The 19,084-nt window shown below is 67.2% G+C and carries 16 protein-coding genes; 10 read left to right on the forward strand and 6 right to left on the reverse strand.

Annotation, left to right across the window (positions count from 1 at the left end; translation table 11 throughout):
- Positions 1-46: 46 nt before the first annotated feature.
- The 5 genes from CJ177_RS38390 to CJ177_RS38410 form a co-directional block, all read right to left on the reverse strand.
- On the reverse strand, positions 47-862 hold the full coding sequence (locus CJ177_RS38390; RefSeq protein WP_005243514.1) for an ATP-binding cassette domain-containing protein: 816 nt from the start codon (positions 860-862) through the stop codon (positions 47-49).
- Between the two features lie 5 nt (positions 863-867).
- Positions 868-1,926 carry an ABC transporter permease gene (locus CJ177_RS38395; protein ID WP_025432954.1) on the reverse strand — a complete coding sequence of 353 codons (1,059 nt, stop codon included), beginning with the start codon at positions 1,924-1,926 and terminating at the stop codon, positions 868-870.
- 145 nt (positions 1,927-2,071) lie between these two features.
- Entirely contained in the window at positions 2,072-3,070 is a 999-nt protein-coding gene (locus tag CJ177_RS38400; protein ID WP_005248139.1) for a substrate-binding domain-containing protein, read from the reverse strand.
- Between the two features lie 187 nt (positions 3,071-3,257).
- A complete protein-coding gene (locus tag CJ177_RS38405; protein WP_005248141.1) occupies positions 3,258-4,619 on the reverse strand; it encodes an MFS transporter in 1,362 nt (453 codons plus the stop codon).
- Between the two features lie 31 nt (positions 4,620-4,650).
- Entirely contained in the window at positions 4,651-5,388 is a 738-nt protein-coding gene (locus CJ177_RS38410; RefSeq protein ID WP_005248143.1) for a GntR family transcriptional regulator, read from the reverse strand.
- Positions 5,389-5,590: 202 nt separating this feature from the next.
- Here CJ177_RS38410 and iolC point away from each other — a divergent pair, with 202 nt between their 5' ends.
- The 10 genes from iolC to CJ177_RS38460 all read left to right on the forward strand — a co-directional run bounded on the left by iolC (position 5,591) and on the right by CJ177_RS38460 (position 17,225).
- Positions 5,591-6,580 (forward strand): 5-dehydro-2-deoxygluconokinase, encoded by a 990-nt coding sequence (gene iolC / locus CJ177_RS38415; protein ID WP_005248145.1) that lies wholly within the window; start codon positions 5,591-5,593, stop codon positions 6,578-6,580.
- On the forward strand, positions 6,573-7,472 hold the full coding sequence (locus CJ177_RS38420) for a hypothetical protein (protein WP_005248147.1): 900 nt from the start codon (positions 6,573-6,575) through the stop codon (positions 7,470-7,472). Before iolC ends, CJ177_RS38420 begins: the two co-directional genes overlap by 8 nt.
- 21 nt (positions 7,473-7,493) lie before the next feature.
- Positions 7,494-8,390 carry a 5-deoxy-glucuronate isomerase gene (gene iolB / locus CJ177_RS38425; protein ID WP_095870200.1) on the forward strand — a complete coding sequence of 299 codons (897 nt, stop codon included), beginning with the start codon at positions 7,494-7,496 and terminating at the stop codon, positions 8,388-8,390.
- A 2-nt stretch (positions 8,391-8,392) separates the two neighbouring features.
- Complete coding sequence (iolD, locus tag CJ177_RS38430) at positions 8,393-10,345, forward strand: 3D-(3,5/4)-trihydroxycyclohexane-1,2-dione acylhydrolase (decyclizing) (RefSeq protein ID WP_095870235.1); 1,953 nt, start codon at positions 8,393-8,395, stop codon at positions 10,343-10,345.
- A gap of 35 nt (positions 10,346-10,380) precedes the next feature.
- A complete protein-coding gene (locus tag CJ177_RS38435; protein WP_005248152.1) occupies positions 10,381-11,286 on the forward strand; it encodes a sugar phosphate isomerase/epimerase in 906 nt (301 codons plus the stop codon).
- A gap of 26 nt (positions 11,287-11,312) precedes the next feature.
- Complete coding sequence (locus CJ177_RS38440; protein WP_095870201.1) at positions 11,313-12,380, forward strand: Gfo/Idh/MocA family protein; 1,068 nt, start codon at positions 11,313-11,315, stop codon at positions 12,378-12,380.
- Positions 12,381-12,385: 5 nt separating this feature from the next.
- Positions 12,386-13,258 carry a sugar phosphate isomerase/epimerase family protein gene (locus tag CJ177_RS38445; protein ID WP_061043234.1) on the forward strand — a complete coding sequence of 291 codons (873 nt, stop codon included), beginning with the start codon at positions 12,386-12,388 and terminating at the stop codon, positions 13,256-13,258.
- Positions 13,259-13,269: 11 nt separating this feature from the next.
- Positions 13,270-14,775: a CoA-acylating methylmalonate-semialdehyde dehydrogenase gene (locus tag CJ177_RS38450; protein ID WP_095870202.1), complete on the forward strand. Its 1,506-nt coding sequence runs from the start codon at positions 13,270-13,272 to the stop codon at positions 14,773-14,775.
- Between the two features lie 66 nt (positions 14,776-14,841).
- Entirely contained in the window at positions 14,842-16,227 is a 1,386-nt protein-coding gene (locus CJ177_RS38455) for an NAD(P)/FAD-dependent oxidoreductase (RefSeq protein WP_095870203.1), read from the forward strand.
- On the forward strand, positions 16,224-17,225 hold the full coding sequence (locus tag CJ177_RS38460; RefSeq protein ID WP_025432958.1) for an ROK family protein: 1,002 nt from the start codon (positions 16,224-16,226) through the stop codon (positions 17,223-17,225). Before CJ177_RS38455 ends, CJ177_RS38460 begins: the two co-directional genes overlap by 4 nt.
- 155 nt (positions 17,226-17,380) lie before the next feature.
- On the opposite strand, the gene CJ177_RS38465 is transcribed toward CJ177_RS38460, so the two are convergent.
- The gene (locus CJ177_RS38465; protein WP_005248163.1) at positions 17,381-18,850 is read right to left on the reverse strand and encodes a sugar porter family MFS transporter; all 1,470 of its coding nucleotides are present in this window, start codon (positions 18,848-18,850) and stop codon (positions 17,381-17,383) included.
- Positions 18,851-19,084 lie beyond the last annotated feature (234 nt).

Here is a 19,084-nt window from a genome sequence, read left to right on the forward strand (position 1 = left end):
AACGATGCGCCCGGCACGTGTGCCGGGCGCATCGTCGTGTCGGTGCCTAACGCCGCAGTTCGTGGGTGAGTGCTTCGAGTTCGTCGCCGCCGGCCATTTGCTGGGTGAGTTCTTCGAGGCTGATCTCGTCGAAGGTGCAGTCCAGTTTCTGCCGGCCGCGGTTGAGGAGCACGAAGTGGTCGCCGACCATGTAGGCGTGGTGCGGGTTGTGGGTGATGAACACGACCCCGAACCCTTGTTCCTTGGCGGCGGAGATGTAGCGCAGCACCATCCCGGACTGCTTGACGCCGAGGGCGGCGGTGGGCTCGTCGAGGATCAGGACGCGGGCGCCGAAGAAGATCGCCCGGGCGATCGCCACGCACTGGCGTTGCCCGCCGGACAGCGAACCGATCGGGGCGTCGACGTCGGGCAACTCGATGCCCATCTTCGACAACTCGGACATCGTGGTGGCCCGCATCCCGTTCGCATCCAGTGTCTTGAGCGGTCCCTTCCGCAGTTCCTGGCCGAGGAAGAAGTTCCGCCACACCGGCATCAGCGACACCACCGCCAGGTCCTGGTAGACGGTGGCGATGCCCTTGGACAGGGCCTCCTTCGGTGAGCCGAACGTGAGGGCCTCGCCGTCGACGAGCAACTCACCCTCACTCTGCTGGTGCAGGCCGGCGATGATCTTGATCAGGGTGGACTTGCCGGCCCCGTTGTCGCCGAGGACACCGGTGACCTCCCCGGCCCGCACCCGCAGGTTGATGTCCTGCAGGGCGATGATGTTGCCGTACTGCTTGCCGACGTGCTTGAGCTCGATCAGCGGGATCTTGTCGCCACCACCGGGTTCGGTATCGACGGGCATCTGTTCGATGGTACTCATACCGGTCACCTCTTGGCGGCGTAGTTACGGAAGGCATTGTTGGCGATGACCGCGAACAGCAGCATCGCGCCGAGGAAGAATTTGAACCAGTCCGGGTTCCAGCCGGCGTAGACGATGCCCTGGTTCGTCATGCCGAAGATGAACGCGCCGATCGCGGCGCCGATCGCGGTGCCGTACCCGCCGGTGAGCAGGCAGCCGCCGATGACCGCGGCGATGATGTAGAGGAACTCGTTGCCGATGCCCTGCCCGGACTGGACGGTGTTGAACGAGAACAGCAGGTGCATCCCGACGAACCAGGCGGCGAACCCGACGGTCATGAACAACCCGATCTTGACCTTGGTGACCGGGACGCCGATGGCGCGGGCGGAGTCCTGGTTGCCGCCGACGGCGAAGATCCAGTTCCCGATCCGGGTCTTGAACAGCACCCAGGTGGCGATCGCGGTGAACAGCAACCACCACAGCACGGTGATCCGCACCGACACCCCACCGACGACGAACGAGGACGCGAACACCTTCTTCGCCGAGTCGAACCCCTGCATGTCGGAGACGCTTTGGGTGGCGACCTGCCCGGTGATCAGTTTGGTGACCGCCAGGTTGATGCCGGTGAGCATCAGGAACGAGCTCAGCGTGATCAGGAAGCTGGGGATCTTCGTCTTCATCACCAGGTACCCGTTGAAGAACCCGACCGCCAGCGAAACGACCAGGGCCAGGGCGGCGCCGGCCCACAGGTTCAGGTGCAGGTTGTAGGCGATCATCGACGCCGCGAGGGAGCTGGTGGTGACGGCGACGCCGGCGGAGAGGTCGAATTCCCCGCCGATCATCAGCAGTGCGACCGCGCATGCCATGATCCCGATCGTCGAGGAGGCGTAGAGCACCGTGGCCAACGCTTCGGGGCTGCGGAACGGGGGTGCGACGATCATGAAGAAGACGAAGATGGCGATCGCACCGAACAGGGAACCGACCTCGGGGCGGATCAGCAGACGCTGCAGGCGTTTCTGCTCCTTCACCCGTTCGTCGTGGACGACCTTGTGACTGGCAAGGTCCAGATCTTGCTGTGTGGACATGATTTCCTCTCCGCGCCGGTGGATCTCAGCGTTGTGCGGTGCCGGCCGGTCGTGCGGCCGGGTCGATGGTGACGGTGACGGTGTGTGCATGAGATGGACCCACCGGGGTCCGGATCGTGTGCCCTGACATGTGATCGACCGCCGATCAGCGGGTGCCGGCCTTGGCGTACTCGGCGACCTTCTCGATGTTGGACTTGTCGATGAACGACGGCCCGGTCAGCGTGGGCCCGCCGCCGCCGATGACGTTGCCGTTGTTCAGGTAGAGCCACAGCGAATCGATGGCCAGGTAGCCCTGCAGGTACGGCTGCTGGTCGATGGCCCATTGCACGCTGCCGTCGGTTATGGCGTCGACAAGTGCCGCGTTGGTGTCGAACGTGTAGACCTTGGCCGGGCTGCCCGCGTTACCGACCGATTGCACGGCAGTGAGGGCGATCGGTGCGCCGAGCGCGAGCACACCGTCGATGGACGGGTCCTGCTGGAGCTTGGCGGCGATCGTCGAGTTCACCGACGGCATGTCCTCACCGTTCACGTTGAGTGTCTCGAACGTGCCGCGGAAGGTCTGCTTGGCACCGGCGCAACGGGATTCGAGCTGGATCTGGCCCTGCTGCTGGATGACGCAGATGACGTGCTTGGCGCCGTCCTCGTTCAGCCGGTTCCCCGCGGCCTGGCCGGCGATGGTCTCGTCCTGCCCGAAGTACTGGGTGACCCCCATGTCCTTCCAGGCTCCGTATCCGGCGTTGAACGCGGAGATCGGGATGCCCGCGTCCTGCGCGCTCTTGACGGCGGGCGCCATCGCCTCGGGGGTGGCGAGGGTGAGCGCGAGCCCGTCGACCTTCGAGTCGATGGCCGTCTGCACGAGGTTGGCCTGATTGGGGGCCTGCGGATCGGACGAGTACTTCAGTTCGACGTTGTCCTTGTCTGCGGCGTCCTGCGCGCCCGTTCGGATCAGGTCCCAGAAGGTGTCGCCCGGTGCCGCGTGCGTGACCATTGCGATCGTGATGCGCGGGGTGTCGGCGGTGCCCGCGCCGATCCCGGACCCGCTGCTGTCCGGTTTGCCTCCGGTGCTCGAGCACGCCGCGAGGCTCATCACCAAGGCGCTCGCGCAGGCCAGTACCGCCACGCGACGCCGGTTGGGGAAGTTCATCTGCTTTTCCTCTCGGGGGGACGAACGGCCCGGTGACGTCTTGGCCGTGTGCCTTAGATGTAATACGCGTCACACCCGAAAGTCAATAGTTTGTCTGGACATTAGGACCACATATCAAATGATCGGACATGAGTGTCCCGCAGACGGCCCGGAAATCGAGCAGATGCGTGGGCGGGTGCGGGCGCGCTCAGCGCGTGACCGCTGCCCCCGCGTCGCGCGGCAGACGCAGGGTGTCGACCACCGTGCACAGCATCAGCAGGCCCAAAAGGACGAAGGTCCAGGAATATTCGGACCCGAACCCGTGCTCGGACGACGTCGCCAACGGCGTGAACGCAGTGAGGGCGAGCGCTGCGACCGCGATCCCGAGACCGGCCGCCAGTTCCTGCACGGCGGCGTTGAGGGTGTTCGCGTGCGTGAGGTCGGCACGATCGACGTCGGAGAACGCGAGACTGTTGTACGCGGTGAATCCGACCGAGCGCAGGGCTCCGCTCACGAAGAGGACCCCCGCGATGACCGGCATCGGGGTCGACGAGCTCAGGGCGGCGAGCAGCCCGAAGCAGCCGACGGACAGCAGGGCGTTGACCAGCAGGATCGGCCTGATCCCGAAGCGCCGCATCAGCGGCGTCGTACAGGGCTTGATGGCAATGTTGCCGGCGAACAGCGCCGCGACGAGCAGACCCGCGAGGAACGGCGTCCAGCCGAAGCCGAGTTGGAACTGCAGTGGCAGCAGGAACGGCACTGCCGTGACGATGAGGCGGTAGAGCGACCCCCCGGTGACGGTGGTCCGCAGCGTCCGGACGCGCAGCACGCGGAAGTCGACGAGCGGATGGGGAGTGCGGGCGAGATGGCGCACCGAGGCCGCCAGCAGAACGACCGCGACCACTCCCCCGATCGCGACCCGCCGCCAGTCCGTGCCCGTCACGCGGATGCTCTCCAGCGCGATCAGGGCTGCCGCGATCCCCGTTCCGACCCCGAGGAGGCCCCGCCAGTCCAGCCTGCTCGTCGACCGCGAACCCGCCCCGTGAACCAGCTTCAGGGACAGCAGGATTCCGAGGACGCCGATGGGAATGTTGATGACGAAGATCCATCGCCACGAGCCGACGGTGGCGATCGCACCGCCGAGCAGGGGCGCGATGACGGGCGCTGCGAGCGCGGGCCACGTGAGCAGGGCTATCGCGCGGACGAGGTCACTCTTCGTGCTCGACCGCAGCACCGCGAGGCGCCCGACCGGCACCATCATGGCGCCGCCGACTCCCTGCAGCACCCGCATCGCGACGAGCATCGGCAACGACACGCTCGCCGCGCACCCGATGGACGCCAGCGTGAACACGGCAATGGCGGCCACGAACACGCGGCGGGTCCCGAACCGGTCGGCCACCCACCCGCTCGCGGGGATGAGAACGGCGACCGTCACCAGGTAGGCGGAGATCGCGATGTTGACGTCGACTGCGTCGACACCGAAGGACTCGGCGATCAGCGGGACGGCAGGCGCGATGATGGTGGCGTCGAGAATCTCCATGAAGAGGGCACCTGCCACCAGCAGGGCCATTCCGCGGGGGAACGACGTCGCGCGCGCGGTTCTAGCGATCGACAACGGTCGTGTCGAAGTAGTACCGCGACGCGCGGTAGCAGTGGCTGCCGAACTCGACGGCGCTTCCCGAGTCGTCGAACGCGGTCCGGCTCATCGTCAGCAGCGGTGCCCCGGTCTTCTCGTCGAGCAGCGACGCCTCCGCCTTGCTCGCCGCTTTCGCGCCGATGCGCTGCCGGGCGAGACGGATGTGCACGCCGCGAGCCCGGAGTGCGTGGTAGAGGCCGTGCGCCTCCAGCTCCTCAGGGTCCGGCGCGAGGTCCACCGGGATGTGGTTGGTCATCAGCGCCAGCGGTTCGCCGTTGGTGCTGCGGAGCCGCCGGATGGACGCGACCTCGGCGCCGGGCTGCAGGTTCAGTTCGGCGGCGACGTCTTCGGCCGGCACGGATACCTGGTAATCGAGGAGCTTGGTGGTCGGGCTCTGCCCCGCCCGCGCGAGGTCGTCGAAGAGGCTGGTGAGTTCGACCGGCCGGTGCACGGCGCTCTGCACCACCTGCGTTCCGACACCGCGTTTGCGGACGAGCAGCCCCTTGTCGACGAGCTCCTGGATGGCGCGGCGGGTGGTGGGACGGGACAGGTTGAGCCGCTTGGCGAGCGCCAGTTCGTTCTCGAAGCGGTCACCGGGAGCGAGTTCCCCGCCGATGATCGCGTTCTCGATCGTCTGCGCGAGCTGGAAATACAGCGGAACCGGGCTCGATCGGTCGAGCTCGACTGCGAGTGGTGCACCCACTGACAACTCCGATCCTCGTGCGCGGGGCGACGTCGCCGTCGCCGATCTTTCCGGCAGTGTATGCGAACACTAACACCAGATTGACTTCAAGTAATAATGTCAGGACAAAGTCTTGACAGGAGCCGGTGATGTGGAGCACAGTTTCCATCAGACCTCGGCGCCCTGCGCAGACCACCCACAACGACCTATTCGGGAGTCAGCCTTGACCACCATCCAGACGCACACCAACCGGAACGGATTGGACGTCCTCGCCATCGGGCGCTGCGGTGTGGACATCTACCCGTTGCAGACCGGAGTCGGCCTCGAACACGTCGAGACGTTCGGCAAGTTCCTCGGCGGAAGCGCGGCCAACGTCACCGTCGCCGCCGCCCGCCTCGGCTGCCGCAGCGCGCTCATCTCGGGCGTCGGCAACGACCCGTTCGGACGCTTCGTCCGCACGGCACTCACCGACCTCGGCGTCGACAACCGCTACGTCGGGATCGACACCGAGCACCCGACGCCCGTCACGTTCTGTGAGATCTTCCCGCCGGACGACTTTCCGCTGTACTTCTACCGCAAACCTGTCGCCCCGGACCTGCAGGTGACGCCGGCGGACATCGATCTCGACGCGGTCCGCGACGCGAAGCTGTACTGGTCGACGGTCACCGGGCTGTCCGAAGAGCCCAGCCGCAGCGCGCATTTCGCAGCCTGGGAGGCCCGCGGACGTCGCACCCACACCGTCCTCGATCTCGACTACCGCCCGATGTTCTGGTCCTCCCCCGCCGACGCCACCGCTCAGGTGCAGCGGGCCCTCCAGCACGTCACCGTCGCGGTCGGCAACCGTGAGGAATGCGAGATCGCGGTCGGCGAGTCCAACGCACACAAGGCCGCGGACGCCCTGCTCGATCTCGGCGTCGAACTGGCCATCGTCAAACAGGGCCCCAAAGGGGTCCTCGGGAAGACACGCACCCAGAGCATCACGGTGCCCCCGAACGACGTCCAGGTTGTCAACGGGCTCGGTGCCGGCGACAGCTTCGGCGGCACGCTGTGCCACGGCCTGCTCGCCGGGTGGCCGCTCGAGAAGATCCTGCGCTACGCCAACGCCGCGGGGGCGATCGTCGCCTCCCGGCTCGAATGCTCCACCGCGATGCCGACGGCCGACGAGGTCCGGGCGCTCGCCGATTCCACCACTTCGGAGGCTGTCAATGTCTGAAACTCTCGCTCACCGCGCAGTCTGCACGTCCTACGCCGACGTCACCGAGGTACGCGCGAACGACCCGGCCGCCATCGACCGCGCTTGGGCGACCCGGATCGCCCGGCCCACGGTCCGCGGTAACGGCCGGCTCATGATCGTCGCCGCCGACCACCCCGCCCGCGGTGCACTCTCGGTCGGCGACCGTCCGACCGCGATGAACAGTCGCACCGACCTCCTCGACCGCCTCCGCACCGCCCTGCGCAACCCCGGCGTGGACGGCGTGCTCGCCACCGCCGACATCCTCGACGATCTGGTGCTGCTCGGCGCGCTCGACGACAAGGTGGTCATCTCGTCGATGAACCGCGGCGGCCTGGCCGGCGCCAGTTTCGAACTCGACGACCGGATGACCGGCTACACCGCGGCCGGCACCGCGAAGGCCGGCATGAACGGCGGAAAGATGCTGTGCCGCATCGATCTCGACGATCCCGGCACGCTCTCCACCCTCACCGCGTGCGCCCAGGCGGTCGATGCGCTGGCCGAGGCCGGACTGATGGCCATGGTGGAACCGTTCCTGTCGCGACGGGTCGACGGCAAGGTCAAGAACGATCTCAGCGCCGACGCCGTGATCAAGTCGATCCACATCAGCCAGGGTCTGGGCTCCACGTCCGCCTACACCTGGATGAAGCTTCCGGTGGTCGACGAGATGGAACGCGTCATGGACGCGACGACGCTTCCGACGCTGCTGCTCGGCGGAGACCCGCAGACAGCCCCCGAGGAAACGTTCGCGAGCTGGGCCAAGGCCCTCGCGCTGCCGTCGGTCCGCGGCCTGATCGTCGGACGCACCCTGCTGTACCCGCGGGACGAGGACGTCGCCGCCGCGGTCGACACCGCCGTATCCCTCGTTCACTGACGCACGCCGGAGAGGCCCACGATGAACAGCAAGTACTACGTGCCGGTCGGTTCCGCGGCCACCGGACCGTTCGACCTCGAGGTCACCCCCGAATCGGCGGGCTGGACCGAATCGAGCCTTCGGGTGCTCACCCTGGCCCCCGGCGGCTCGGCCGAACTCGCGTCCGGTGACGACGAGATCATCGTCGTGCCACTGGCCGGGTCCGCGGCGGTGTCGAGCGAGGGCACCGAGTTCGCCCTCACCGGACGGCGCTCCGTGTTCGACGGACCGAGCGACTTCGCCTACGTGGGGCGGGATTCGGCCTACACGGTGACGAGCGCGACCGGTGGACGATTCGCCCTGTGCGGGGCCCGCGCGCAGCAGAAGTTCCCGTTCCGGTACGTCCCGGCAGCCGACATCTCCGTCGAACTGCGCGGCGCGGGCAACTGCAGCCGCCAGGTGCACAACTTCGGCACCGCCGATCGCTTCGAGGCCGATTCGATCATCGCGTGCGAGGTCATCACTCCCGGTGGCAACTGGTCGTCGTACCCGAGCCACAAACACGACGAGAACAGCGACGTCGAGTCGCAGCTCGAGGAGATCTACTACTTCGAGATCGCCGAAGCCAATGCCACCACAGTGGATTTCGGCGGAGCCGGATTCGGATACCATCGCGTGTACGGCACTCCCGAGCGGCCCATCGAGGTACTCGAGGAAGTGCGCTCCGGCGACGTGGTCCTCGTGCCGCACGGGTACCACGGACCGTCGATCGCCGCCCCCGGACATCACATGTACTACCTGAACGTCATGGCCGGGCCGGGCGAAGGCCGCGTCTGGAACATCTGCGACGACCCGGCCCACACCTGGCTGCGCGGCAGCTGGGAACACCAGACCGTCGATCCCCGCCTCCCCCTCCACGCACCGTCCGAAGGAGCATGACCGTGGTGTCCACCGCGCCGATGTCGGCGAGTAAGAACCCCAACGCCGAGGGCACCGTCCACCTCACGGTGGCTCAGGCGACCATCCGATTCCTCGCCAACCAGTATGTCGAGCGGGACGGCGAACGCACCAAGTTCTTCGCCGGCTGCTTCGGCATCTTCGGCCACGGCAACGTCGCCGGACTCGGCCAGGCACTGCTGCAGGCCGAGATCGACGCCGTCGAATCCGGTACCGAATCCGAACTGCCGTACGTCCTCGGGCGCAACGAGCAGGCGATGGTGCACAGCGCAGTCGCGTACGCACGCCAGAAGGATCGCCTGCAGACGTGGGTGGTGTCGGCCAGCGTCGGCCCCGGCTCGACCAACATGTTGACCGGCGCGGCGCTCGCGACCATCAACCGGCTGCCCGTCCTGCTCCTGCCTGCCGACACGTTCGCCACCCGCGCGAGCGCACCGGTGTTGCAGGAACTCGAACTGCCGTCGAGCGGTGACGTCACCGTCAACGACGCGTTCAAACCGCTGTCGCGCTACTTCGACCGCGTGTGGCGGCCGGAGCAGTTGCCTTCGGCACTGCTCGGCGCGATGCGCGTGCTGACCGACCCCGTCGAGACGGGTGCGGCCACCGTCGCCATCCCGCAGGACGTGCAGGCGGAAGCGTTCGACTGGCCGGAGTCACTGTTCGCCGAGCGCACGTGGCACCTGGCCCGGCCGCTCCCCGAGAAGTCGGTGATCGCGCGGGCCGCGGACGTGATCCGGTCGGCGAAGAAGCCGCTGATCGTCGCAGGCGGCGGCCTGATCTACTCCGGCGCCACCGAGGCACTGGCCTCGTTCGCCGAGACGACCGGCATTCCGGTCGGCCAGAGTCAGGCCGGCAAGGGCTCACTGCCCTACGACCACCCGCAGTCGGTCGGCGCGATCGGCTCGACCGGCACCACGGCGGCCAACGCTCTCGCCACCGAGGCCGACGTGATCATCGGCATCGGCACCCGCTACAGCGACTTCACCACGGCCTCGCGCACCGCGTTCAACAACCCCGACGTGCGGTTCGTCAACATCAACGTCGCGTCGATCGACTCGGTGAAGCAGGGCGGCGTCAGCGTCGTCGCAGACGCCCGCGAGGCACTGGAGGCGCTCACCGCGGCACTGGGCGACTACCATGTTTCCGACCAGTATCGCTCGCGCACAGCCGAACTCGCAGCACACTGGGAGTCCACGGTCGACTCGGTCTACAAGATCGACGACGACTCGCTCGGACTGAACCAGAATCAGGTCATCGGACTCGCCAACACCCTGTCCGATCCGCGCGACGTCGTCGTGTGCGCCGCCGGTTCCATGCCCGGCGACCTGCACAAACTGTGGCGCACCCGCGACTCCAAGGGCTATCACGTCGAATACGGCTTCTCGTGCATGGGCTACGAGATCGCCGGCGGCATCGGCGCCAAGATGGCCTGCCCCGACCGCGACGTGTTCATCATGGTCGGCGACGGCTCGTACCTGATGATGGCCACCGAACTCGTCACGGCCGTGCAGGAGAACGTCAAGGTCATCGTGGTCCTCGTGCAGAATCACGGCTTCGCGTCCATCGGATCGCTGTCGGAGTCGCTCGGCTCCCAGCGGTTCGGCACCGATTACCGCTACCGGGGCGACTCCGGCCGGCTCGACGGCGACATCCTGCCCGTCGACCTGGCGGCCAACGCCGCGAGCCTCGGCGCCGACGTGATCCGCGCGAACACGGCCGCCGAGTTCACCGACGCCGTCAAGGTGGCGAAGGCCAGCGACAACACCACCGTCATCCACGTCGAGACGGACCCGCGAATCGCGGCCCCGGACAGCGAATCCTGGTGGGACGTCCCGGTCAGCGAGACCAGCACCGTCGACTCCACCCGGACCGCCTACGAGACGTACGCGCAGTGGAAGAAGATCCAGCGCCCGTTCCTGCGCCCGTCCGGCAACTGACACCCCCCGACACACTTTCTCGAAAGGATTTCCCGATGAGCGTCATTCGCGTCGGATCCGCCCCCGACTCCTGGGGCGTCTGGTTCCCGGAAGACCCGCAGCAGACCCCGTACGGACGGTTCCTCGACGAGGTCTCGGCATCCGGTTACGAGTGGATCGAGCTGGGGCCGTACGGCTACCTGCCGACCGATCCGCAGCAGCTCCGTGACGAACTCGCGGCCCACAATCTGAAACTGTCGGCCGGCACCGTGTTCGAGCACCTCCACCAGGACGACTCCTGGGATGCCGTGTGGACCCAGATCGAGGACGTCGCGAAGCTGACCGCCGCCGTCGGCGGCAAGCACGTGGTCGTGATCCCGGAGATGTGGCGCGACCCGAGCAGCGGCGAGGTGCTCGAGGACCGCAATCTCACCGCGGAGCAGTGGAAGAAGAAGACCGGCGGCATGAACGAGCTGGGCAAGAAGATGTTCGAGAAGTACGGAGTGAAAGCGCAGTACCACCCGCACGCGGACAGCCACGTCGACACCGAGGAGAACGTGTACCGCTTCCTCGACGGCACCGACAGCGAGTACGTGAACCTGTGCCTCGACACCGGCCACATCAGCTACTGCGGCGGCGACAACCTCGCGATCATCGAGCGCGCTCCCGAGCGAATCGGCTACCTGCACCTCAAGCAGGTCGATCCCGAGGTCCGCGCCAAGGTCGAGGCCGAAGACCTGCCGTTCGGCGAGGCCGTCAAGCTCGGCGCGATGATCGAGCCGCCGCTCGGCATCCCCGACCTGCCGCCGCTGCTCGCCGCGATCGAGAAGCTCGACATCGACGTGTTCGCGATCGTCGAGCAGGATCTCTACCCCTGCGCCGTGGACGTTCCGCTGCCGATCGCCCAGCGCACCCGTAAGTACCTGGGGTCCTGCGGGATCCCGTCCGTCAAGTTCGTCTAACCGACCACGTCAGGAGCTAGTCAGCTATGTCCGGAAGCAACGACCTGCGCATCGCCGTCCTGGGTGTCGGAATGATGGGCGCCGACCACGTCGCACGCATCACCGAGCGCATCAAGGGCGCGACCGTCGCCGTCGTCAACGACTACTTCGTCGAGAAGGCCGAGCAGATCGCGGCCGGGATCCCCGGCTGCCGGGTGATCGGCGACCCGCTCGACGCGATCGCCGACCCGGGTGTCGACGCCGTCGTCCTGGCCACCCCCGGCCCGACCCACGAGAAGCAGCTCCTCGCCTGCCTCGAGCACGGCAAGCCGGTGATGTGCGAGAAGCCGCTGACCACCGACGTCGCCACGTCCCTCGAGATCGTCAAGCGCGAAGCCGAGCTCGGTAAGAAGCTGATCCAGGTCGGCTTCATGCGACGTTTCGACCACGAGTACGAGCAGCTGAAGTCGCTCATCGACGACGGCACGTTCGGGCAGGTGCTCCTCGCCCACTGCGTGCACCGCAACCCCGCCGTGCCGCCGAGCTTCGACAGCTCGATGATCGTCAAGGACTCGCTGGTCCACGAGGTGGACGTGACCCGATTCCTGTTCGACGAGGAGATCACCTCGGTACAGATTCTCCGGCCCGCCGCGAACCCCGGTGCGCCCGAGGGACTTCAGGATCCTCAGATCGCGTTCTTCACCACCGAGTCCGGTCGCCACGTGGACGTCGAGGTCTTCGTGACCACCGGTGTCGCCTACGAGGTGCGAACCGAGATCGTCGCCGAGAAAGGTTCGGCGTTCATCGGGCTCGATGTCGGGCTCGTCCGCAAGTACGGCACCGGCGCGGGCGACGGCCGCTCGGGCGCCGGAGCGTGGGGCGGGGAGATCACCCCGTCGTTCAAGGAACGCTTCGGCCAGGCCTACGACGTCGAGATCCAGCGCTGGGTGAACGCCGCCCGCACGGGTGCGGAGACCGGCCGCTACGTCGACGGACCCGGTGCGTGGGACGGCTATGCCGCCGCCGCCGTGTGCGCCGCCGGCGTGCAGTCGCTCGAGACCGGCGAGCGCGTGGCCGTCGACATGGTCGACCGTTCCTCCATTCCGGGAGCCTGATCACGATGAAGATTGCACTCGATCCCACCCCGTTCCACCACGACTACTCGCTCCTCGAACTGCCGGCCGTGGTTGCCGAGCTCGGCTTCGAACACCTGCAGCTCACCCCGCATCGCGACATGATCCCGTTCTTCAACCACCCGAAGGCCGACGACGAGCTGGTCCGGCAGTTCCGCAAGTCCTGCAGCGACGCGGGCGTCGGAATCGCCTCCGTGTTGCCGGTCCTGCGGTGGTCCGGCCCGGACGAGGACGCCCGCGAGGCGGCGGTGCGGTACTGGAAGCGCGCCATTCAGATCACCGTCGACCTCGGTGTGAACGTGATGAACACCGAGTTCAGCGGTCGCCCGGAGAAGGCCGAGGAATCGGAGCGCGCCTTCTACCGGTCGATGGAGGAACTCGTCCCCATCATCGAGCGTGAAGGCATCGACGTTCGCATCGACCCGCACCCCGACGATTTCGTGGAGAACGGTCTGGACGCCGTCCGGATGATCCGCGGCATCAACTCGAAGAACTTCGGACTGGTGTACGTCGCGTGCCACTCGTACCACATGGGCGCCGGCATGCTCGAGATCATGCGCGCGGCCGGCGACATGCTGCGGCTCGTCCACGTCGCGGACACGATGGATCACCACCGCTCCCACGGACTGCGGTACATCACCAACCCGCCCGGAAACCCGGTGCGTGTGCACCAGCACCTCAAGATCGGCGACGGCGACCTCGACTGGGACGAGTTCTTCGGCGGGCTCGGCGAACTCGGCTTCTACGACAAACCCGACACGGTGATGGTGTCCAGCGTTTTCGCCGAAGACGAGAACGCTCACGACGTCTCCCGCTACCAACTGAAGACCATGAAGGATTACATCGCGCGCACGCGGTGAAAGGACAACACATGAGCACCAACATCACTCGCGAGATCGCACACTGGTCCGACGGCAAGCCGTTTGCCGGTACCAGCGGCAACACCGCCCCGGTCACCAACCCGGCGACCGGTGCCGTCACCGGTCAGGTGGCCCTGGCCGGCGTCGAGGACGCCCGCGCCGTCATCGACGCCGCCGCCGCCGCGTTCCCCGCCTGGCGCGACACCTCCCTCGCCAAGCGCACCCAGGTGATCTTCACATTCCGGGAACTGCTCAACGCCCGCAAGGGCGAGTTGGCGGAGATCATCACCGCCGAACACGGCAAGGTCGTCTCCGACGCATTGGGTGAGGTCTCCCGCGGCCAGGAGGTCGTCGAATTCGCCTGCGGCATCGCGCACCTGCTCAAGGGCGGCATGACCGAAAACGCCTCCACCAACATCGACGTCTCCTCCCTCCGCCAGCCCGTCGGCCCGGTCGGCATCATCTCCCCGTTCAACTTCCCCGCCATGGTCCCGATGTGGTTCTTCCCCATCGCCATCGCCGCCGGCAACACCGTCGTCCTCAAGCCGTCCGAGAAGGACCCGACCGCCGCGATCTGGATGGCCGAACTCTGGGCCGAAGCCGGACTCCCCGCCGGCGTGTTCAACGTCCTCCAGGGCGACAAGACCGCCGTCGACGAACTGCTCACCCACCCCGCCATCAAGGCCATCAGCTTCGTCGGCTCCACCCCCATCGCCCAGTACGTCTACGCCACCGGCACCGCCCACGGCAAACGCGTCCAAGCCCTGGGTGGGGCGAAGAACCACGCCATCGTCCTGCCCGACGCCGACCTCGACCTCGCCGCCGACGCCATGGTCAACGCCGGCTTCGGCTCCGCCGGCGAACGCTGCATGGCCATCTCCGCCCTGGTCGCGGTCGGCGACATCGCCGACGAACTCGTGACCAAGATCAAAGAGCGCACCGACACGTTGAAGATCGGCGACGGCACCCGCGACTCCGACATGGGACCGCTGGTGACCAAGGTGCACCGCGACAAGGTCGCCTCCTACATCGACGCCGGCGAAAACGACGGGGCCACCATCGTCGTCGACGGGCGCACCGTGCAGGCAAATGGCGGTGCGGACGGGTTCTGGCTCGGCCCGACCCTGATCGACCACGTCACCACCGACATGAGTGTGTACACCGACGAAATCTTCGGACCCGTCCTCTCCGTCATCCGCGTCGACTCCTACGACGACGCCCTGGAACTGGTGAACTCCAGCCAATTCGGCAACGGCACCGCCATCTTCACCAACGACGGCGGCGCCGCCCGACGGTTCCAGAACGAGGTCGAGGTCGGCATGGTCGGCATCAACGTCCCCATCCCCGTCCCCATGGCCTACTACAGCTTCGGCGGCTGGAAGAACTCCCTCTTCGGCGACACCCACGCCCACGGCACCGAAGGCGTCCACTTCTTCACCCGCGGCAAGGTCGTCACCACCCGCTGGCTCGACCCCAGCCACGGCGGCCTCAACCTCGGATTCCCCCAGAACGCATAGGTACTGGTTCTCCGCGCCGGACCGTCCGCGGTCCGGCGCGGAGTCCGTTCGATCGAAAGGAACTTCATGAGCGACACCGCTCTCGCCCGCCGTCATCGGGTCGTGGTCATCGGATCGGGATTCGGCGGTCTCTTCGCCACCAAGGCCCTGAAACGGACGGACGTCGATGTCACTCTGATCGATCGGACGACGCACCACCTGTTCCAGCCGTTGCTGTACCAGGTGGCGACGGGAATCCTGTCCGAGGGTGAGATCGCGCCCGCGACCCGGCTCGTCCTCGAGGACCAGCAGAACGCGTCCGTCCTGATCGGCGGAGTCGAGACGATCGACGTCGCCGACCGGACCGTCACCTCCACACATCGCGGCCGCACGACGGTCACGGAGTACGACAGCCTCGTCGTCTCGGCGGGCGCCCGCCAATCCTATTTCGGCAACGACCATTTCGCCGAGCACGCACCCGGAATGAAGACGATCGACGACGCCCTCGAGCTGCGCGGCCGCATCCTGGGCGCCTTCGAAAGCGCCGAGGTGAGCACCGATCCCGCCGAGCGGGCGCGACTCCTGACGTTCGTCGTGGTCGGCGCCGGACCCACCGGAGTCGAGATGGCCGGCGAGATCGCCCAGCTCGCGCACCGCACTCTCGCCGGCGCCTACCGCACCATCGATCCCCGGGACGCACGCATCATCCTGCTCGACGCGGCCCCCACGGTGCTCCCGCCCTTCGACGAGAAACTGCGTCGTGCTGCCGCCGGCACGCTGGAGGATCTCGGAGTCGAGATCCAGCTAGGCGCGATGGTGACCGACGTCGACGACGACGGACTCACTGTCCGCGACCAGGACGGGGAGCGGCGGATCGAGGCCGCCTGCAAGATCTGGTCCGCCGGTGTCGCAGCCAGTCCGCTGGGCCGGCAACTGGCCGACCAGACCGGCGCCGCGACCGATCGTGCGGGCCGCGTCCTCGTCGAACCCGACCTCACCCTGCCCGGCCACAGTAACGTCTTCGTCGTCGGGGACATGATGAACCGCGACGGACTTCCCGGCGTCGCGCAGGTCGCGATCCAGGGCGGCCGCTACGCCGCGCAGCTGATCGCCGCGGAGGTGCGGGCCCACGGGAAAGGTCGCGACAAGCCCGAACGCGCCCCGTTCCGATACACGGACAAGGGCAGCATGGCCATGATCTCCCGCTTCCACGCGGTCGCGAAGGTCGGTCGCCTCCAATTGACCGGGCTGCTCGCCTGGCTGCTCTGGCTCCTGATCCACCTGGTCTACATCGTCGGTTTCAAGAGCCGACTCGCGACCGCTATGTCCTGGACCTGGTCGTTCCTGGGCAGGACCCGGGGTCACCTGGCGGTCACGGAGCAGCAGGTGGTCGCGAGGACGGCCATCAACCGGCTCGATGCCTGGGAGGATTCCCGGGCGGTACCCGAGGCGGCGACGGCCTCGGCACGGTGAGTACCGTCGCCTCCGTGCCTGCATCCGCTCTCACCGTCGGCATCGACGTCGGTGGTACCAGTATCCGGGCCTGCGTAGTCGACGACACCGGCGAGGTACTCGACTCCGTCCAGGCACCCACACCGCAGTCGGCGAAAGCCCTCGAGGACGCGCTCGACCGTGCCGTCCGCGAGCTCGCGTCCCGTCATCGGATCGCCGCCGTCGGTCTCGCCGTGGCCGGATTCATCAGCTCCGACCTCACCACGGTGCGATTCGCCCCGCACCTGCCGTGGAAGAACGTGCCGGTCGCGAACGATCTGAGTGACCGGCTCGGACTGCCGGTGGTCCTCGAACACGACGCGAACGCGGCGGCGTGGGCGGAGCACCGGTTCGGTGCCGCCGCCGGTGGTCGCAATGTCGTGATGGTCGCGATCGGCACCGGCATCGGTGCGGCGCTGCTCATCGACGGCACGCTCTACCGGGGCAGTTTCGGCGTCGCTCCCGAGCTGGGCCACCTCCAGGTGGTGCCGGGCGGGAGACCGTGCGCCTGCGGCAAGCGCGGGTGCTGGGAACGGTATTGCAGCGGAACCGCCCTCGTCGACACGGCCATCGAGCTCCTCGCCGCCGACCCGACGAGTTCGACGGTCCTCGCACGCGAGGTGGCGAGCGACCCGGGATCGCTCACCGGCCGCCGCATCGCGAGCGCCGCGCGGGACGGCGACCCGCTCGCCGTGCGCACCATGGAGGAGTTCGCACGGTGGCTGGGCGTCGGACTCGCCATCGTCGGTGACGTCTACGACCCCGATCTCGTCGTCGTCTCCGGTGGTGTCAGCGGTTCGGCTCCGCTGTTCCTCGACCACGCGCGGGACGTCTACGCCTCTCTCGCAACCGGTTCCGGGCACCGCCCCCTCGCCCGGATCCGCGAAACACAACTCGGCGAATCGGCCCAGCGGATCGGGGCCGCGACGATGGCAAGGGACGCGCTGCTGAACGGAGCTCCGCTCCCCGTGCGCGGTTGAGGAGTCTCTGGACTCCTCGAGCACGCACGAGCGGCGGAGCCGTCCGCAAGATTCTCCGATGTATCTGAACGAACTGCACGGGAGACGGGCCGCACAGCGCAACACACCGGCACCACCACCCGAAGGCGGCGGCGCCGGTGCCTGAGAGCCTGCGATCAATGGGTGGCGACGGTGGCGGCGCTTCCCGCAGCCGACGCGTCGGGCCTGCCTGCGCCTAGGCGGTCCTCCAACTCTTCGAGGCTGCGCCCCTTGGTTTCCGGGACGAAGCGGTAAACGAAGTACACCGAAATGATGTTGACGAGGACGAACAAGCCGAATGTTCCGGTGGATCCGAGGACGGAGTTCAGGATCGGGAAGACGAACGAGATCAGGGCGTTCGTCGTCCAGAGCACGAAGACCGCGATGCCCATGGCGAACCCGCGGATGGCCATCGGGAAGATCTCCGAGAGCAGCAACCACACGCAGGTTCCGATGAAGCACTGCACGAAGGCGACGAACACCATCATCGCGGCGAGGATGATGTAGCTGCGGCCAGTGGACGAGGGCAGCAGGAACACCAGGGACAACGCGGCCTGCGAGGATGCCACGCCGATGAAGCCGGTCAGCAGCATCGTGCGACGATTCACGAAGCCCAGCAGGATGATGCCGAGAATCGTCATGATCACCGAGGTGACACCGACCGCGATGGTGGCAACCAGGGACGCGCTGACACCCAACCCGCTCTGTTCCAGGATCGTCGGGGCGTAGTAGTTGACCGTGTTGATGCCCGTTGCCTGCTGGACGATGGCCAGACCGCAGCCGATCCAGAGGATCCGGCGCATCCAGGGATAGTCGCGCAGATAGTGGACGGCGCCACTGACCTTCGAGTTCCGGTCGCGGGCGGCGTGGAGGCTGATGCCGGCGTACTCGACTGCGGCCTCCGACTCGCTGCGGCTCAATTCGAGCGTGCTGCGGGTTTCGGCGAGCCGGCCCTTCGACGCGTACCACCGCGGCGAATCCGGGAGCGCGAGCATGCCGAGCAGCAGGAGAACCGCGGGCACCGAGGCGATGGCCAGCATGTACCGCCACACCGTCGGATCCTCGATGAGGTGATCGAGTAGCGCGTTGATCGAGAAGGCGAGCATCTGACCGGTGACGATCATCAGTTCGTTGATGGTGACCATCCGACCGCGGCGCTCGACCGGCGCCATCTCGGCCAGGTAGAGCGGGCAGGTGACGGCGGCGGCGCCCACACCGAGTCCGAGGATGATCCTGGCCAGCACCATGATCTCCACGTTGGGGGCCATCGCACACCCGAGGGCGCCGACGAGGAACAGACCCGCGCAGACGAGCAGCGTGCGCTTGCGACCGAGGGCGTCGGACAACCGGCCTCCCAGCAGTGCACCGACGGCGGCACCCGGGAAAAGCAGCGAGCTCACGACAGTGGCTTCGCCGACGGCGCTGAGGTTCAGCTCGTCCTTCATGTAGAGCAGCGCACCGGAGATCACACCGGTGTCGTAGCCGAACAGCAGACCCCCGAGCGTGGATATGACGGTGAGCTTGGTCAGGAAGCGTTTGTGACTGCGCTCGTTACGCGCAGCGCCGCCGCTTCCGCGGGCGCTGGCAGCCGAGTGGGTTGTCGACATCAGGTGTATGGCCTTTCTGGGGAATGCTCACGCATCGCGACACGGAAGATCGGTTCACGTGTGTCGATATCGCCCGAGTGCGCTCGGCTCGATGCAGCAGAGGGGCGTTCTCTCCTGGACTGAAGCGCTTCACTAACGCGCTTCAGTTACCTACTATGATGTGAATCACAGAGGGTGTCAAGGGCAGATGAGGCGATGCGTGAGAATGTCCCTGACGACGCGACCGAGGGAGAT

The organism is Rhodococcus sp. ACPA1 (genome assembly GCF_002300195.1).
GTDB lineage: Bacteria > Actinomycetota > Actinomycetes > Mycobacteriales > Mycobacteriaceae > Rhodococcus_F > Rhodococcus_F opacus.

What these genes read in the sequence shown, in the direction of transcription:
- CJ177_RS38390 (WP_005243514.1), bottom strand. Translation starts at nt 862, where the DNA reads ATGAGTACCATCGAACAGATGCCCGTCGATACCGAACCCGGTGGTGGC.
- CJ177_RS38395 (WP_025432954.1), bottom strand. Translation starts at nt 1,926, where the DNA reads ATGTCCACACAGCAAGATCTGGACCTTGCCAGTCACAAGGTCGTCCAC.
- CJ177_RS38400 (WP_005248139.1), bottom strand. Translation starts at nt 3,070, where the DNA reads ATGAACTTCCCCAACCGGCGTCGCGTGGCGGTACTGGCCTGCGCGAGC.
- CJ177_RS38405 (WP_005248141.1), bottom strand. Translation starts at nt 4,619, where the DNA reads ATGGCCCTGCTGGTGGCAGGTGCCCTCTTCATGGAGATTCTCGACGCC.
- CJ177_RS38420 (WP_005248147.1), top strand. Translation starts at nt 6,573, where the DNA reads ATGTCTGAAACTCTCGCTCACCGCGCAGTCTGCACGTCCTACGCCGAC.
- iolB (WP_095870200.1), top strand. Translation starts at nt 7,494, where the DNA reads ATGAACAGCAAGTACTACGTGCCGGTCGGTTCCGCGGCCACCGGACCG.
- CJ177_RS38435 (WP_005248152.1), top strand. Translation starts at nt 10,381, where the DNA reads ATGAGCGTCATTCGCGTCGGATCCGCCCCCGACTCCTGGGGCGTCTGG.
- CJ177_RS38440 (WP_095870201.1), top strand. Translation starts at nt 11,313, where the DNA reads ATGTCCGGAAGCAACGACCTGCGCATCGCCGTCCTGGGTGTCGGAATG.
- CJ177_RS38445 (WP_061043234.1), top strand. Translation starts at nt 12,386, where the DNA reads ATGAAGATTGCACTCGATCCCACCCCGTTCCACCACGACTACTCGCTC.
- CJ177_RS38450 (WP_095870202.1), top strand. Translation starts at nt 13,270, where the DNA reads ATGAGCACCAACATCACTCGCGAGATCGCACACTGGTCCGACGGCAAG.
- CJ177_RS38455 (WP_095870203.1), top strand. Translation starts at nt 14,842, where the DNA reads ATGAGCGACACCGCTCTCGCCCGCCGTCATCGGGTCGTGGTCATCGGA.
- CJ177_RS38465 (WP_005248163.1), bottom strand. Translation starts at nt 18,850, where the DNA reads ATGTCGACAACCCACTCGGCTGCCAGCGCCCGCGGAAGCGGCGGCGCT.